Raw genomic sequence first — 14,878 nt, 5'->3', positions numbered from 1 at the left:
CAGGACCGACATGGCCGACAGCTACGGGTTCAGCTTGGACGAATGGTTCGAGCGGCTGAAGCAGATGCCTGTCCCCGAGGGTTACAAGGTCGAAATCGTCGAGGGGGCCATCACGATGTCGCCGCAGCGGGACGTCCGCTGGGAAATCATCCGCAGGATCGTCCGCGAGCTGGAGGACCGGTTCGGTATGGACGTCCGAGTGCTGTCGGATGTCCGGATCGACTTCGGGGAACAGAACGGCTTCGCACCCGACGTGGTCAAACTCGCCGCAGGCGCCAAGAAGGACATCCGGGGGCGCTGGCTGCCGCGGGACATCGAGTTCGTGGCCCAGGTGATCTCCAAGGGGACGGCGGCCTCGGACTACGGTCCGAAGAAACTCGCGTACGCGGCCGCGGCAGTGCCCGTCTACCTGATCGTCGACCCGTACACCGGCCAGTGCCTCATCCACAGCGAGCCCAAGGACGGCACGTACCACAAGCAGGTGTCCATGGACTTCGGTCTGGACATCGACCTGACCGGTACCGTCGTCGACCTGACGCTCAGGACGGACTGGTTTCCCCGCGACTGAAACTCCCGATACGTGACGCGGCTCCGACCGGTACCCACCGGACAGGGCCGCGTCACGTGCTCCGTGGACGGCCCTCAGGCCGCCGTGGCCAGCTCCTCACGCGGGACGAACCGCACGTGCCGGTGGCCCGGGCGGAGGTCGACCTTGAGGCGGAGGCCGCCCACGCGGGCCAGCATGAAGCCGACGCCCAGCGCGGCCGCCATGGAGAACGCACCGCCGACCGCCATGGCCGTACGGACCCCGTAGGCGTCGCTGATCCAGCCGACGATCGGGGCGCCCACCGGCGTACCACCGGCGAAGACCATCATGTACAGGCTCATGACCCGGCCGCGCATCGCCGGATCCGCGGCCATCTGGACGCTCGTGTTCGCGCTGATGTTGGTCGTCAGGCCGATCATGCCGATCGGTACCAGCAGGACCGCGAAGAGCCAGACGGACGGCGACAGGGACGCGACGATCTCCAGCAGACCGAACACCGTGCCCGCGGCCACCAGCATCCGCAGCCGCGAGGAGCGGCGGCGGGCGGCGAGCAGGGCGCCCGCGAGGGAACCGGCCGCCATGAGGATGTTGAAGAAGGAGTACATACCGGCGCCGCCGTGGAAGATCTCGTCGGCGAAGGCGGTGAGCCAGATCGGGAAGTTGAAGCCGAACGTGCCGACGAAGCCGACCAGGACGATCGGCCAGATCAGCTCGGGGCGGCCGGAGACGTAACGCAGGCCCTCCCGCAACTGGCCCCTGGCGCGCGGCACGACGGTGGTCTTGTGCAGTTCGCTCGTGCGCATCAGCATCAGGCCGATGAGCGGCGCCGCGAAGGACAGGCCGTTGAACATGAAGGCCCAGCCGCTGCCGACCGTGGTGATCAGGACACCCGCGACGGCGGGGCCGATGAGCCGGGCGGACTGGAAGTTCGCCGAGTTGAGGCTGACCGCGTTGCGCAGCTGGGCGGGGCCGACCATCTCGGAGACGAACGACTGACGAGCCGGGTTGTCGACGACCGTCACCATCCCGAGCAGGAACGCGATGAGGTAGACGTGCCACACCTGGACGACACCGGAGAGCGTGAGCACCGCGAGGGCGATCCCGCACAGGCCGAGCGCCGCCTGGCTGACGAGAAGAAGCTTCCGCTTCGGGAGCCGGTCGGCGATGACGCCGCCGTAGAGGCCGAAGAGAAGCATCGGGAGGAACTGGAGGGCCGTGGTGATGCCGACGGCGGCGGCGGACCCGGTGAGGCTCAGGACTAGCCAGTCCTGCGTGATGCGGGACATCCAGGTACCGGTGTTGGAGATCACGGCGCCCGTGGCGAACAGGCGGTAGTTACGGATCTTCAGCGACGAGAAGGTCCCGCCGGGCTTGCTCTCGTAGGTGGATTGCGGTGCGGGGGCGGAGTCTGCTCCGGGTCCCGTACTCAAAAGGGTTCGCCTCCTCGGGCGTATACATTTCGCTGACTGACGGGGATGCGGCGGCATGGACGGTGCGCCGGCTGTCGTCCGGCGCGGCCGCTGCCGCTACAGATGGGCGAGCTTCTCCAGCACGGGCGCCGCCTTGCGCAGCGTCTCCCACTCGTCCTCGTCCAGGCCCTCGGCGAGGGTGGTCAGCCAGGCGTTCCGCTTCGAGCGGCTCTCTTCGAGCATGGCTTCCGCCTGTTCGGTCTGGCTGACCATCTTCTGGCGACGGTCATCGGGGTGCGGTTCCAGTCTGACCAGTCCCTTTGCCTCCAGCAGCGCGACGATGCGGGTCATCGAAGGGGGCTGCACATGCTCCTTGCGGGCCAGCTCACCGGGCGTGGCCGAACCGCAACGGGCGAGCGTGCCCAGCACCGACATCTCGGTGGGGCTCAGCGACTCGTCGACGCGCTGGTGCTTCAGGCGCCGGCCGAGCAGCATCACGGCGGAACGAAGGGAGCTCACGGCGGCCGCACTGTCGCCGTCGTGGATCAGGTCAGGCATGTTTATTAGAGTAACTCATTACCTACCCTAAAGACCATTCGTGTGACGCGCACGAGAGCCACCTCACCCAATCGATCACCCAAACGAGTGAGTCGGATCCGGAAAGTGACGCGAAATGGCCTCCGGGGCCGTAACCCTGCTTGCCATGGGATCGACTGTGCTCAGCCTGCGTATAGACGGTGAGCTGCTCGACCGGCTCCGGCAGCATGCCGCCAGACGCGGAATGAGCGTCCAGGACTATGTCGTCCGGACGCTCATTCGCGATGACTTCGACGAGCGCTTCAAGGCGGCCGTCGACGAGACGGAGAAGTTCTACGGCGCGGAAGGGACCGCGGGAATCAGGGCCGAGGAGGTCACGTGAGGCCGAGGGCCGGCATCGCGTAGTAGAAGACGAAGACCGCTGAGACCACATACATGGCCACGGGCACCTCGCGCCCGCGCCCGGCCACGATCCGCAGCACGGAGAAGGCGATGAAGCCGATGCCGATGCCGTTGGTGATCGAGTACGTGAACGGCATCATCAGCATGGCCAGGAAGGCCGGGATGGCGAGCGTGTAGTCGCTCCAGTCGATGTCGCGCACCGAACCCGCGATGATCAGGAAGCCGACCGCCAGCAGCGCCGGGGTGGCGGCCTGCGACGGAACCATGGTCGCCAGCGGCGTCAGGAACAGCGCCACCGTGAACAGCAGACCCGTCACGATGCTCGCGAAGCCGGTGCGGGCCCCCTCGCCGACACCCGCCGTGGACTCCACGAAGCAGGTGGAGGCGGAGGAGGAGCTCGCACCGCCCGCGGCGACCGCGATGCCGTCCACGAACAGCACCTTGTTGATGCCGGGGAAGTTGCCGTCCTTGTCCGTCAGCTTCGCCTCGTCGCCGACGCCGAGGATGGTGCCCATCGCGTCGAAGAAGCAGGACAGCAGCACGGTGAAGACGAACAGGACGCCGGTGAGCACACCGACCTTGTCGAAGCCGCCGAACAGGCTGACCTTGCCGATCAGCCCGAAGTCCGGGGTGGCGACGGGATTGCCCGGCCACTGCGGGACGGTCAGGCCCCACGCCTCGCCCGGCAGATCGGCGATCGCGTCGATGGCCAGCGCGACGACCGTCATCGCCACGATGGAGATCAGGATGGCGCCCGGCACCTTGCGGACGATCAGCGCGAGCGTGAGCAGCGCGCCGATGACGAAGACGAGGACCGGCCAGCCGTTGAGATGACCGTCGCTGCCGAGCTGCAGCGGAACGGTGGTGTGCGCGGCGTCCGGGATACGGGAGACGAAGCCCGAGTCGACCAGGCCGATCAGCAGGATGAAGAGGCCGATGCCGATCGCGATGCCCTTGCGGAGCGACTTCGGCACGGCGTGCATCACGCGTTCCCGCAGTCCGGTCGCGACCAGCAGCATGACCACGATGCCCGCGAGGACGACCATGCCCATCGCGTCCGGCCAGCTCATCCTGGGGGCGAGCTGGAGGGCCACCACGGTGTTGACGCCGAGACCGGCGGCCAGCGCGATCGGCACATTGCCGATGACGCCCATCAGCAGCGTGGAGAGCGCGGCGGTCAGCACGGTGGCGGTGACCAGCTGGCCGCTGTCGAGCTGGTGCCCGTACATGTCCTTCGCGCTGCCGAGGATGATCGGGTTCAGCACGATGATGTACGCCATCGCGAAGAACGTGGCGAAACCGCCGCGGATCTCGCGCGCGACCGACGACCCCCGCTCGGAGATCTTGAAGAAACGGTCCAGGCCGTTGTGCGGCTGTGGAGCTATGGGCTGCCTGGAGTCGACCGAAGCGGTGGCCGAGGGGGACATGTAAGACCTCAGTCGTGCGTAGTGGGGGGAGAAAAACAGCCAGCCTTGGACTTTCACACGAATGAATCGAGCCAGCCGCAAGCAGTTTCAGTATGAATACATAAGGCGAAGATCGCTATCTCCGCGCGTAGACCCTTGGGCCGACTGGTCCGACCTGCTCTACATGGAGGCCGCATACACTGACCCCATGGCGAAGTGGACACCGAAGCACGAGGCACCCGAGCCCCTGGAGGGGCCCGTCGTCGCCACCATCACCGGCGGCACGATCCTCTGGTTCGTCCTCTTCCTGGTCCAGCTCCCGTTCTACGGCTGGTTCGACGACCACGGGCATCTGTGGTGGGTGTGGACATGCCTGGCCGGTGCGGGACTCGGCCTGATCGGCATCTGGTACGTACGGGGACGCGACGCGGCGATCAAGCGGGCGGCGGCCGGGGAGCCGGCCGGAACTCCGGCGCCCGGCGCCGGTACGGACACCGACTGACGCCGTCCGGCATCAGGGTCTCCCGTAACCGTCTCCTACCACCGCAGGACCATCCCCCTCCTCCCCCGGTCTGATCTTCCGATCCTCGGTGGGTGAATCGGACCATCGACCCGTACCGTCGGAACCATGACGCAGCGGGCACCCCATTCCTCCGGCGAACAGACTCCCGAGTCATCCGGTCCAGGCGGCCCCCCGGGGCCGGCCATGATCGACGCCGGGTCCGAGCTCGACCCGGTCCATCCGATGAAGCTGCCGACCCTGGCCGTCGACACCCGTGGGCTGACCGCGGCCGAGGTGGCCGAGCGGATCGCCCGCGGCGAGGTCAACGACGTACCCGTCCGCTCCTCCCGCTCCGTCACCGAGATCGTCCGCGCCAACGTCTTCACCCGGTTCAACCTGATCATCGGCGTGCTCTGGCTGATCATGCTGTTCGTCGCGCCGATCCAGGACAGCCTCTTCGGCTTCGTGATCGTCGCCAACACCGGCATCGGCATCGTCCAGGAGTGGCGGGCCAAGAAGACCCTCGACAGCCTCGCGGTCATCGGCGAGGCGAAACCCACGGTGCGGCGCGACGGCGTCTCCGCCGAGATCTCCACCTCCGAGATCGTCCTCGGCGATCTCGTCGAGCTGGGCCCCGGCGACAAGGTCGTCGTGGACGGCACGGTCGCCGAGGCCGACAGCCTGGAGATCGACGAATCGCTGCTCACCGGCGAGGCCGACCCGGTGCTGAAGCAGCCCGGCGACCCCGTGATGTCCGGCAGCTTCGTCGTCGCGGGCGGCGGCTCGTTCGCCGCCACCAAGGTCGGCCGCGAGGCCTACGCCGCGCAGCTCGCCGAGGAGGCGTCCCGCTTCACCCTCGTCCAGTCCGAGCTGCGCACCGGCATCTCCACCATCCTCAAGTACGTCACCTGGATGATGGTGCCGACCGCGATCGGCCTGATCATCAGCCAGCTCGTCGTCAAGAACAACGACTTCAAGGAGTCGGTCGCCCGGACGGTCGGCGGCATCGTCCCGATGATCCCGGAGGGGCTGGTGCTGCTCACCTCGGTCGCCTTCGCGATCGGCGTCGTACGGCTCGGCCGCAAGCAGTGCCTGGTGCAGGAGCTCCCCGCCATCGAGGGCCTGGCCCGCGTCGACGTCGTCTGCCTGGACAAGACCGGCACCCTCACCGAGGGCGGCATGGACGTCACCGAGGTGCGGGCGCTGGGCGATGCGGACGACGCGTATCTGCGCCGTGTGCTGGGCGCCCTCGGCGCCTCCGACCCCCGGCCCAACGCCAGCCTGCAGGCCATCCTCGACGCCTACCCGGACGGCGAGGAGTGGCGGTGCACGCAGTCGCTGCCGTTCTCCTCGGCCCGCAAGTACAGCGGCGCCGCGTTCGACGAGGGCAGCGGCCGGGCCTCGGCCTGGCTGCTCGGCGCCCCCGATGTGCTGCTGCCCGAACAGGACCCGGCGCTCACCGAGATCGAGCAGCTCAACGAGCAGGGGCTGCGGGTGCTGCTGCTGGCCCGGGCGCGGGGCGGACTGGACGGGCCGGACATCGCCGCCGGGGCCGTACCGAGCGCGCTCGTCGTCCTGGAGCAGCGACTGCGGCCGGACGCCGGTCAGACGCTGGCCTACTTCGCCGAACAGCGGGTCGCCGCCAAGGTCATCTCCGGCGACAACGCGGTCTCCGTCGGCGCGGTCGCCGGAAAGCTCGGCCTGCCGGGCGCCGAGAACACCATGGACGCGCGCCGGCTGCCCACCGACCCGGACGCCATGGCCACGGCCATGGAGGAGAACGCGGTCTTCGGCCGGGTCACCCCTCAGCAGAAGCGGGACATGGTCGGCGCGCTCCAGTCCCGCGGCCACACCGTCGCGATGACCGGCGACGGCGTCAACGACGTACTGGCGCTCAAGGACGCCGACATCGGCGTCTCCATGGGTTCGGGCTCCGAGGCGACCCGGGCCGTCGCCCAGATCGTGCTGCTCAACAACAGCTTCGCGACGCTGCCGTCCGTCGTCGCCGAGGGCCGCCGGGTGATCGGCAACATCACCCGGGTCGCCACCCTGTTCCTGACCAAGACCGTCTACTCGGTGCTGCTGGCCATCCTGGTGGTCTGCTTCCAGGTCGACTACCCGTTCCTGCCGCGCCATCTGACCCTGCTGTCGACGCTGACGATCGGCGTTCCGGCGTTCTTCCTGGCCCTCGCCCCCAACACGGAACGCGCCCATCCGCACTTCGTGCGCCGTGTCATGCGGTACGCGATCCCGTCGGGCGTCATCGCGGCCGTCGCCACCTTCGTGACGTATCTGATCGCCCGGCACCACTACTCCGGTACGGGTGCGCTGGACGCGGAGACCAGCGCGGCGACACTCACGCTGTTCCTGGTCTCGATGTGGGTCCTGGCGATCATCGCCCGCCCGTACACCTGGTGGCGGATCTGCCTGGTGGCGACGATGGGACTGGCGTTCCTCGTCGTGCTGGTGGTGCCGTGGCTGCAGGACTTCTTCGCGCTGAAGCTGGTGGGAGCGACGATGCCGTGGGCCGCGGTGGGGATCGCGGTGGTGGCGGCGGCCGGCCTGGAGTACGCCTGGCGGCTGGTCGGCCGCCGCTTCCCGTCGTAACCCTGTGCTGATGCCCGCGGGTTACTTCACGTCGACGAAGTCGCCCGCGGTGGTGACGGCCGGGGTGGTGGACGTACCGGCGAAGCTGTAACGCCAGTAGCCGTCGACCGAGGCCTTGACGGTCGTCTTCAGGTTGCCGGTGCTGTTCGTCTTGATGGTCTTGATGGTGGTGTAGGTGGAGCTGCCGCTCTTGCGGAACTGGAGCTTCACCGACTGGCCGGTGTAGCCCTGGTACTTGAAGGTCTCCCAGTTCGCCCGCGTGAGCTTGCCGGTGGCCGTGATCGTGGCGCCCTTCTTCACGGGCTCCGGGGAGGCGTTGACCGTCAGCTTCGACAGCCGCTGCACACGGGCGGTGCTGTAGAAGTCGGTGTAGGCGACGTCGGCGCCGGTACCGGCGAGCGCACCCGCCGAGACGTGCCAGGTGCCGGCCAGGGCGTTCTTGTACAGGTCGTAGCGCGGGTAGATCGTGAAGGTCAGCTTGCAGGTCGAGGTCGTCGCGCTGGCCTTGGTGCACGACGCGGCGTCCTCGTTCGGCAGGATCGCCCCGTCGATGGTGTCCGGTGAGGACGGGTCCGTGCCGTGCCACAGGTCGGCGTAGGCGTCGACGACACCGGACGCGTGCGAGGCGGTGACCGAGATGGAGATCGTCTTCGCGTTCGTGGTGCCCAGGACGATGTCCTTGCCGCCGTTGACGACGACCTTCGAGATGACGGGCTCCGCGGCGGCCGCGGTGGTGGCCGCGGCGGCCTTCGAGGAACGCTGCGCGGTGATGCCGAAGACCTCGGAGGCCGACGTCGGCTTGTTCAGGTTCGCAGCGGAGTGGTCGCCCGCGTGGGCGGCCGGAACGGCCAGAGCGGACAGAGCCAGGGCGCCGGAGGCGGCTGCGACAGTGGCGCGAATACGCATGTGTTTCCCCAGTGGAGAAAGGCCCGGCGAGTACGTGGTGCGACCCGGCCGGGCTCGTGTGGTCTGTGAGTCTGCTGACTCCACAGACCAGACCTCTTACGCAGGTGAAGGGTTGTACGCAATCCGGTGTTCTCTTGCACGTCACCCTGCGGCCCCGCGCGTGCCGCCCCACGGCGGACGGTCGACGCACGGGGCCACGAACCGCCGTCAGTCGAACCAGCGGTCCCGGGCCAGTTCCTCCGTACGGGACGGGTCCTCCAGCAGTGCCGCGACCTCGAAGCGGCGCGGCCACTGCCCGGCCGCCCAGGCCAGGCCCGCGGCGACGCCCTCCAGCGTGGCGGCGTGCACGGTCCCGTCGGGGGTGCGGCGCCAGTCCAGTTCGACGCCGCCCGCGCGCAGTTCGCCGTGTTCGATGTACGCCTCCGGGGTTCCGGCGCCGAGCAGCACCCGTACCGAGTCCGGCACCCGGTGCTCCTCGCCCTCCGTCGTCACCTGCGCCTCGACGCTCTCGCCGAGCCGCCGCACCTGGAACAGCTCGGTCAGCTCGGCCGCGCGCGTCGGGGCGACCGGCAGCAGCGGGAGCCCGCCGGTGAGCGGCAGCAGATCCGGGGCGTCCGCGATCACGGCGTCCGCCGCGTCGACGACCCGCGCCTCGCCGTCGACCACGGCCCGCAGTTCATCGGGCAGCGTGACCTGCTCGGGATCCAGATCGGCCAGGGCCGTGTACAGGGAGTGCAGTTGTACGGGACCGACCTCGCGGTCCTCGTCCGCGAGCCGGCCGAGGAGTTCGGCCGCGCCGCCCGGCTCGTCGAGGAGAGCGGCCACGGACGTCCGTACGCCGAGGGCGCGCAGCACCTGGGCGTCGTCGAAGCCCGTCGCGTCGGCGGAGTCGTACAGTCCGGCGAGCCGGGGGTCGCCGCTCGCCGCGCGCAGACCGGCGGGGCGGCGGCCGTCGAGCACGGGGTGGTCGCGCAGCCACCAGGCCGTGTACGGGCGGACCGACTGCGTCGTGCCGTCGGGCAGCAGCACCCGCACCGGCTGGGTCAGCGCGTCGCGCAGCGGCGGCCGGGCGAGCAGGGCGAGGGCCTGCGGCCACGCGTCGTCGTCGACGAGGTCGAGATCGCGTACGGCGACGAGTTCGGTGGCGACCGGCGGCACCGGGGTGTCGGGCAGCCGGTCGAGGATGTCCTCGCACCACACGTCCACGGCGTCGAGCAGTCCGGCGTCGTCGGGCTCGGCGAAGTCGCCCTCGCGGGGCTCCAGTTCGTCCGGGTCCAGGACGACATCGGTGGCCCGCACGAGGGCGAAGGTGGCGAGCACTCCACAGGCGGTGAGCGGCTGCTCGCCCCAGTGGTCGGTCAACTCCTGGTCGCAGAGCGCCAGTTCGCCTTCCCGCATGATGGATGCGAAGGGGCTTCCCGGCAGCACGAGTTCACCGGCGGGCGCGGGTTCGCCGTCCTCGTCGGGGAGGGCGAGCGCACCGAGCCAGGGCTCGTCGCCGGGGGCCAGTTCGGCGTCCCGTACGAGGGTGAGGACGGTCTCGGCGAGCTCGTCGGCGTCCAGCGCGTCCTCGTCCCAGATCTCGCCCGCGTCCAGCGATCCGGCGACGGCGGCCCGCACCTGCGGGGTCGTCAGCACGGCGCGCGGGGTGGCGGGCAGGGCGCCGAGCTTCTCCAGCAGCGGATGGGCGGCGTCCGGGTGCGCGACCTTCAGCCCGAGCCGGGCGAGACGTTCCAGGACGGGGCCTGTGAGCGCGCCCGGGAGCGGGAGGAGGACCTGGCGGGGGCCGATGGTGGTGCGGGGGGCGACCGGAATCCCGGAGTCCGACGGCTCGGCCCCGGCCGACGGGACGGGGAGATCTGTCCCGGCCAGCGGGACGGGGAGGCCGGAAAGGCGGTCCGGGTCGATGCCGGACAGGCTCTCGTAGAGCCGCCGCCACCATCCGGGGTCGCGCTCCAGACCGGCGAGCCGGTCGATCGCCTCGGTCAGCGGGACGCGGGCGATCCCGAGGGTGCGCAGTTCGCTGCGGCGCTCCAGTCCGGCGGGCAGCAGGCACGGCAGGACCTCGGCGAGCACCCGTACGGTCTCGGCGCCGACGCCCTCCAGCACCTCGGCCTCGATGGGGCGCAGCGCGGTGGTGGTCGTAGCGCGGATGCCGTCCGCCTCCGCGTCCCAGCTGTCCCACCGGTCCGTCTCGGTGGTGGGCTCGCGCGGGGCGGCGGGCTCCAGGAAGGCGACGCGCGGCAGCCGCGCCAGGATCGCGCCGCGCAGGGCGCCGTCCAGTTCGCCCTTGCCGAGCGGCCCGGGGACGAGGTCGATGGTGTCGATGGACACCGGCTGCCAGTCGGCGAGCAGTTCGGCGTACGCGTCGGCCGCGCGCTGCACCAGGAAGTCGGTCAGCGGTCCTGCCGCGGGGTGGCGGCGGGTGGTGTCGAGCGGCAGCGACGCGATGAGCAGCGCGGGGATGCCGAGGGGTTCGTCGGTGGGGGTCGGCGCGTGGACGACGGGGACGGTACGGGGGCGTACCGGGGCGCCCTCGGTGTCCACCGGGACCGCCCAGGTGACCGACCAGTGCGGTCGCAGCCGTTCCTCGCGGGGCCGGTCGGCGAGCAGGGCGGGCTCGACGGGGCCGTGGTGGGTGACGGTCCGCCAGCGGTGCGTGCCGTGCGCGGAGTCCTCGACGTGGGTGTACGGGCCGTGCTGCGAGCGGCGCAACGTCCGTACGGCGTCCGGGGTTTCGATCACGATCTCGCTGATGCCGCGCAGGGTGAGCAGGAGCGCGTCGTCGACCGCGTCGAGCAGCCGGACCACGAGGTCCTCGGCGCCGCCGTCGCGCAGCGGGAGGACGACGACGGTGTCGTACCCGTCGGGTGCGGTGCCCTCGGCGGGCAGCGGGAGCCGCAGCAGGGGCACGTGGCCGTCGCGGCGGCGCAGCTCGTCGCCGAGGCCGGGGCTGGCGACGGCCGTCCGCGCGGCAAGGTCGCGGGCCTCGGCGAGGGACCAGCGGACGCCGCCGTGCCGGCCGACGACGGCGGGCTCGTCGCTCACCGCGAGCACGGCGGCGAACCCGACGCCGAACCTGCCCACGGCGCCCTCGTGGCCCTCGCGCTTGGCGGAGGCGCGCAGGGTGGAGAGCGACTCCACGCCGGTGGCGTCGAGGGCGGCGCCGGTATTGGCGGCGGCGAGCACGGCGGGGGCGTCCGCGGTCGCCGGGTGAAGGGTGAGACGGAGCCGGCCGGGGACCTGTGCGCGGGCGGCGGCGTCGGCGGCGTTCTGGGCCAGCTCGACGACGAGGCGGTCGCGGTAGCCGCCGAGCGCGAGGTCCTCCTCGGCGTTGGCGTCCTCCCGGAACCTGGCGGGGCCCGCGCCCCAGGCGTCGAGCACACCGCGCCGCAGCCGTGCGGTCCCGAACGGGTCGGCCCCCTCGGTCGCATTCATGCTCACGCTCTGACTCCGCTCTTTCCGGTTACGCGTTGCCCGTGCCGCCAGTGTGCGCCCGAAGCTACCGGGTCCTCACGCCTGAGGGGGAACCACGTCTGCGGGGTTGCCCGCGGCAAGGCCGGATTCTGCCGCACCACGCACCACGGCCCCGGTTCCGTCCTCAAACGCCGAAAACCGGCCCGTCCGGCGAAGAACCAGCCTGCCCGGCGATTGAGGACAAAACCGGTCCGCCATAAGAACCCGCAGGCCCGACGGCCGGGCGCGCCGGAAAACCCGGAATCCCCGCACCCCTCCCCGTCAGGAGTGGCCGAGATCCTCGGTAGGACCGTCCGGCTCCGCCGGAACCGACCCGGAATCCCGCGCCGGGCGCAACGGATACTCATCCACCTGCATCGTGTCCAGCGCATGCGGCGCCGGCTTCGGCGGCTTCGGCATCACCGCCGCCTCCGAATGCCCACCGCACCCGTACGACAGCGACACCACATGCCCGTCCGCAGGACCGAACTCGTTCGCGCACACCCCGAACGCCTGCTTCAGCGACCCCGCCAGCGGCACCAGGAACGCACACGTGACGCACGACGCCGGAGCCGCCTGGGCCATCGGCGTCTTCGCGCCGAACGCCTCGTCCCACCGGTCGGCCGCCGTATGCAGCCCGTACCGCGACAGCACCCGCGCCCGGCGCATGCCGAGCTCCTCCGCGACCGCCTCGATCGAGCCCCGGCTCGTCGCCGCGGGGCGCGTCGTCAGCTCAGCGTCCTCCGCGTCGACGAGGTCGGCCAGCTCCCCGGACACCTCGGAAACCGCGGAGTTCGGCGCCGGCTCGTCCTCGCCGGAGTAGCCGGGCTCCAGGCGGATGTCGTCCGCCTCGGTGGGCAGCAGATCGCCCGGCCCCATGTCCCCGGGCCGCAGCCGCTCGCTCCACGGCACCCACTCCGGGGCGAGGAGCGCATCGCTGCCGGGCAGCAGCACCGTCTCGTCGAGGGTGACGTTCTTCGCGCGGGACGCCCGCGCGACGGTCACCGCCCAGCGCCAGCCCCGGTACCCCGGCTCCTTGCACTCGAAGAAGTGCGTGACGACCCGGTCCCCCTCGGAGACCAGGCCCACATGCTCACCGACGACCCCCGGCGCGGCTGCCTCCTCGGCCGCCGCGCGTGCGAGGTCTACCGCCTCGGCGCACAGACGGTCCGGGACAGGGGTACGGGCCGTACGGCTTCGCGTCGTCGCAGCACTCACAGGTCTCGCTTCTCTCCTACGCCAGTCTCACGAGCGCGCCAGCACATCCATCGATTCCGGCCATGACGGATGCGGGCGGAGCGGACCTGGGGGCCGCGTCGACGTCCACACCCGTTGTGCCTTCCTCGGGCGCACCTTCTGCTATCCATTCTGCGGGATCGCCGATAGGCGCGCGGCCGAGAACAACCGCCGGTGGCGCGCTACGCACGCTACCCTCTCCGCCGCCCCCCGCCCACCTGCACGTCCCAAACAAGGCCGTATACGACGCCGCATCCCGTATGAGGGCGGCCCCGGAACCGTCGCAAATGCCGGCCGGCCGGGCCCCGGCCTGTCCCGCCCGGGCCGGGCCGGCCACTGACCCGACAGGGCGGAGTGCACCGCGCCCCGCGCCGTTCCCGGTTCACCGCCGCCGCGACTGGGGCACTATGACGAAGTGACTTCCGTCAGGTCGCACAAGGATTCCGGCCCGCTCCGCAGGACGGGCCGGACGATCGGTCATGCCCTCCACACCCCGTTCACCGGCACCGCGAAAGGCATCCGGAAGGCGACGCACGCCCACGGCGCCGGGGAATCCGGGCTCGGCAAGCTGATCGAACTGCACGCGGTGAACGGCGCGGGCGATGTGATGATCACGATCGCGCTCGCCTCGACGGTGTTCTTCTCCGTGCCGACGGACGAGGCCCGCGGCCGCGTCGCCCTCTACCTCGCCGTCACCATGGCGCCTTTCACCCTCCTCGCACCCGTGATCGGCCCGCTCCTGGACCATCTTCCGCACGGCCGCCGCGCCGCGATGGCCGCTGCGATGCTGGCCCGTGCGGTGCTGGCGCTCACCATGTCGGGCGCGGTCGCCACCGGCGGCCTGGAGCTGTATCCGGCCGCGCTGGGCGTCCTGGTCTGCTCGAAGGCGTACGGAGTCGTACGCAGCGCGGTCGTACCGCGCCTGCTGCCACCCCGCTTCTCCCTGGTGAAGGCGAATTCCCGGGTCACCCTGGCCGGGCTCCTGGCGACCGGTGTGGCCGCCCCGATCGGGGCGGGGCTGCACACCATCGGGTCCCCCTGGCCGCTGTACGGCGCGTGCGTGATCTTCATCGGGGGGACCGTCCTCGCCTTCACGCTGCCGCACAAGGTCGACTCCGCGAAGGGCGAGCGGAAGGCCCACCTGGTGACGCCGCACGGCGTGACGACCCCCCGCCCGGAGACAAAGCGGAACGGGAAAGCCGGCGGAAGGACGAACGGGAAGACGAAGGCCCGCGAGCGGAACGGTGAGAAGCGGCCGGGGCTGCGGTCCGTGGGGCCGTCCGTGCTGAACGGCCTCCAGGCCAACACCGCGCACCGCGCGCTCTCCGGCTTCCTCATCTTCTTCCTGGCGTTCCTGCTGCGCGAGCATCCGCTCGCCGGGCAGAGCGCCGCCGTCTCGCTCGGCATCGTCGGAGTGGCGGCCGGTGTCGGCAACGCGCTCGGCACGGCGGTCGGCTCCTGGCTGCGGGCCCGCGGCCCCGAGGTGATCGTCGCCTCGGTGCTGGCCCTGGCCCTGGGCGTCGCCGTGCTCGCCGCGCTCTTCTTCAGCACCGTCATGGTCGCCGCGCTCAGCGCGACCGCCGGTTTCACCCAGGCCCTGTCGAAGCTCTCGCTGGACGCGATGATCCAGCGCGACGTGCCCGAAGAGGTACGGACATCCGCGTTCGCCCGGTCCGAGACCGTGCTCCAGATGGCCTGGGTGGTCGGCGGCGGCATCGGTATCGCCCTCCCCCTCAACGGCGTACTGGGCATGTCGGTCGCCGCGGGCATCCTCGCGCTGGGTGCCGCCACGTCCGTACGGGGGCTGCTGAGCGCCGCGCGGCGCGGCTCGCCGCACCCCCGCGTGGCGTGAGCCGGAGCGACCGATAGC

The 14,878-nt window shown here is 70.9% G+C and carries 11 protein-coding genes; 5 read left to right on the top strand and 6 right to left on the bottom strand.

The features are described 5' to 3' along the window. Nucleotides 1-10: 10 nt before the first annotated feature. Complete coding sequence (locus OG507_RS23190) at nucleotides 11-568, top strand: Uma2 family endonuclease (protein ID WP_327372059.1); 558 nt, start codon at nucleotides 11-13, stop codon at nucleotides 566-568. Between the two features lie 74 nt (nucleotides 569-642). Here the strand turns inward: OG507_RS23190 and OG507_RS23185 are convergent, their stop codons facing one another. Continuing rightward, the gene (locus tag OG507_RS23185) at nucleotides 643-1,977 is read right to left on the bottom strand and encodes an MFS transporter (RefSeq protein WP_327369108.1); all 1,335 of its coding nucleotides are present in this window, start codon (nucleotides 1,975-1,977) and stop codon (nucleotides 643-645) included. A gap of 96 nt (nucleotides 1,978-2,073) precedes the next feature. Beyond that, nucleotides 2,074-2,514: a MarR family winged helix-turn-helix transcriptional regulator gene (locus OG507_RS23180; RefSeq protein ID WP_327273742.1), complete on the bottom strand. Its 441-nt coding sequence runs from the start codon at nucleotides 2,512-2,514 to the stop codon at nucleotides 2,074-2,076. A 145-nt stretch (nucleotides 2,515-2,659) separates the two neighbouring features. Here OG507_RS23180 and OG507_RS23175 point away from each other — a divergent pair, with 145 nt between their 5' ends. Then, nucleotides 2,660-2,875 carry a ribbon-helix-helix protein, CopG family gene (locus OG507_RS23175; protein ID WP_327369107.1) on the top strand — a complete coding sequence of 72 codons (216 nt, stop codon included), beginning with the start codon at nucleotides 2,660-2,662 and terminating at the stop codon, nucleotides 2,873-2,875. Here OG507_RS23175 and OG507_RS23170 read toward each other — a convergent pair. Then, complete coding sequence (locus OG507_RS23170) at nucleotides 2,868-4,322, bottom strand: NCS2 family permease (RefSeq protein ID WP_327369106.1); 1,455 nt, start codon at nucleotides 4,320-4,322, stop codon at nucleotides 2,868-2,870. The genes OG507_RS23175 and OG507_RS23170 overlap by 8 nt on opposite strands. A 187-nt stretch (nucleotides 4,323-4,509) precedes the next feature. Here OG507_RS23170 and OG507_RS23165 point away from each other — a divergent pair, with 187 nt between their 5' ends. Further along, nucleotides 4,510-4,803: a DUF2530 domain-containing protein gene (locus OG507_RS23165; protein WP_327369105.1), complete on the top strand. Its 294-nt coding sequence runs from the start codon at nucleotides 4,510-4,512 to the stop codon at nucleotides 4,801-4,803. Between the two features lie 126 nt (nucleotides 4,804-4,929). Beyond that, nucleotides 4,930-7,410: an HAD-IC family P-type ATPase gene (locus OG507_RS23160; protein WP_327369104.1), complete on the top strand. Its 2,481-nt coding sequence runs from the start codon at nucleotides 4,930-4,932 to the stop codon at nucleotides 7,408-7,410. A 21-nt stretch (nucleotides 7,411-7,431) separates the two neighbouring features. On the opposite strand, the gene OG507_RS23155 is transcribed toward OG507_RS23160, so the two are convergent. The 3 genes from OG507_RS23155 to OG507_RS23145 all read right to left on the bottom strand — a co-directional run bounded on the left by OG507_RS23155 (nucleotide 7,432) and on the right by OG507_RS23145 (nucleotide 12,990). Beyond that, nucleotides 7,432-8,316 carry a DUF5707 domain-containing protein gene (locus OG507_RS23155; RefSeq protein ID WP_327369103.1) on the bottom strand — a complete coding sequence of 295 codons (885 nt, stop codon included), beginning with the start codon at nucleotides 8,314-8,316 and terminating at the stop codon, nucleotides 7,432-7,434. 207 nt (nucleotides 8,317-8,523) lie between these two features. Then, nucleotides 8,524-11,754: a sacsin N-terminal ATP-binding-like domain-containing protein gene (locus tag OG507_RS23150; protein ID WP_327372058.1), complete on the bottom strand. Its 3,231-nt coding sequence runs from the start codon at nucleotides 11,752-11,754 to the stop codon at nucleotides 8,524-8,526. Nucleotides 11,755-12,054: 300 nt separating this feature from the next. Further along, nucleotides 12,055-12,990, bottom strand: coding sequence for a DUF3027 domain-containing protein (locus OG507_RS23145; protein ID WP_327369102.1), 936 nt, complete (start codon nucleotides 12,988-12,990; stop codon nucleotides 12,055-12,057). 433 nt (nucleotides 12,991-13,423) lie between these two features. Here OG507_RS23145 and OG507_RS23140 point away from each other — a divergent pair, with 433 nt between their 5' ends. Further along, nucleotides 13,424-14,860, top strand: a complete 1,437-nt coding sequence (locus OG507_RS23140) for an MFS transporter (protein WP_327369101.1) — start codon at nucleotides 13,424-13,426, stop codon at nucleotides 14,858-14,860. The last annotated feature ends 18 nt before the right edge of the window (nucleotides 14,861-14,878 follow it).

It is taken from the genome of Streptomyces sp. NBC_01217 (assembly GCF_035994185.1).
Classification (GTDB): Bacteria; Actinomycetota; Actinomycetes; order Streptomycetales; family Streptomycetaceae; genus Streptomyces.
The sequence above is the reverse complement of the archived record's forward strand: the minus strand, read 5'-3'. Positions and strand labels throughout refer to the sequence as shown.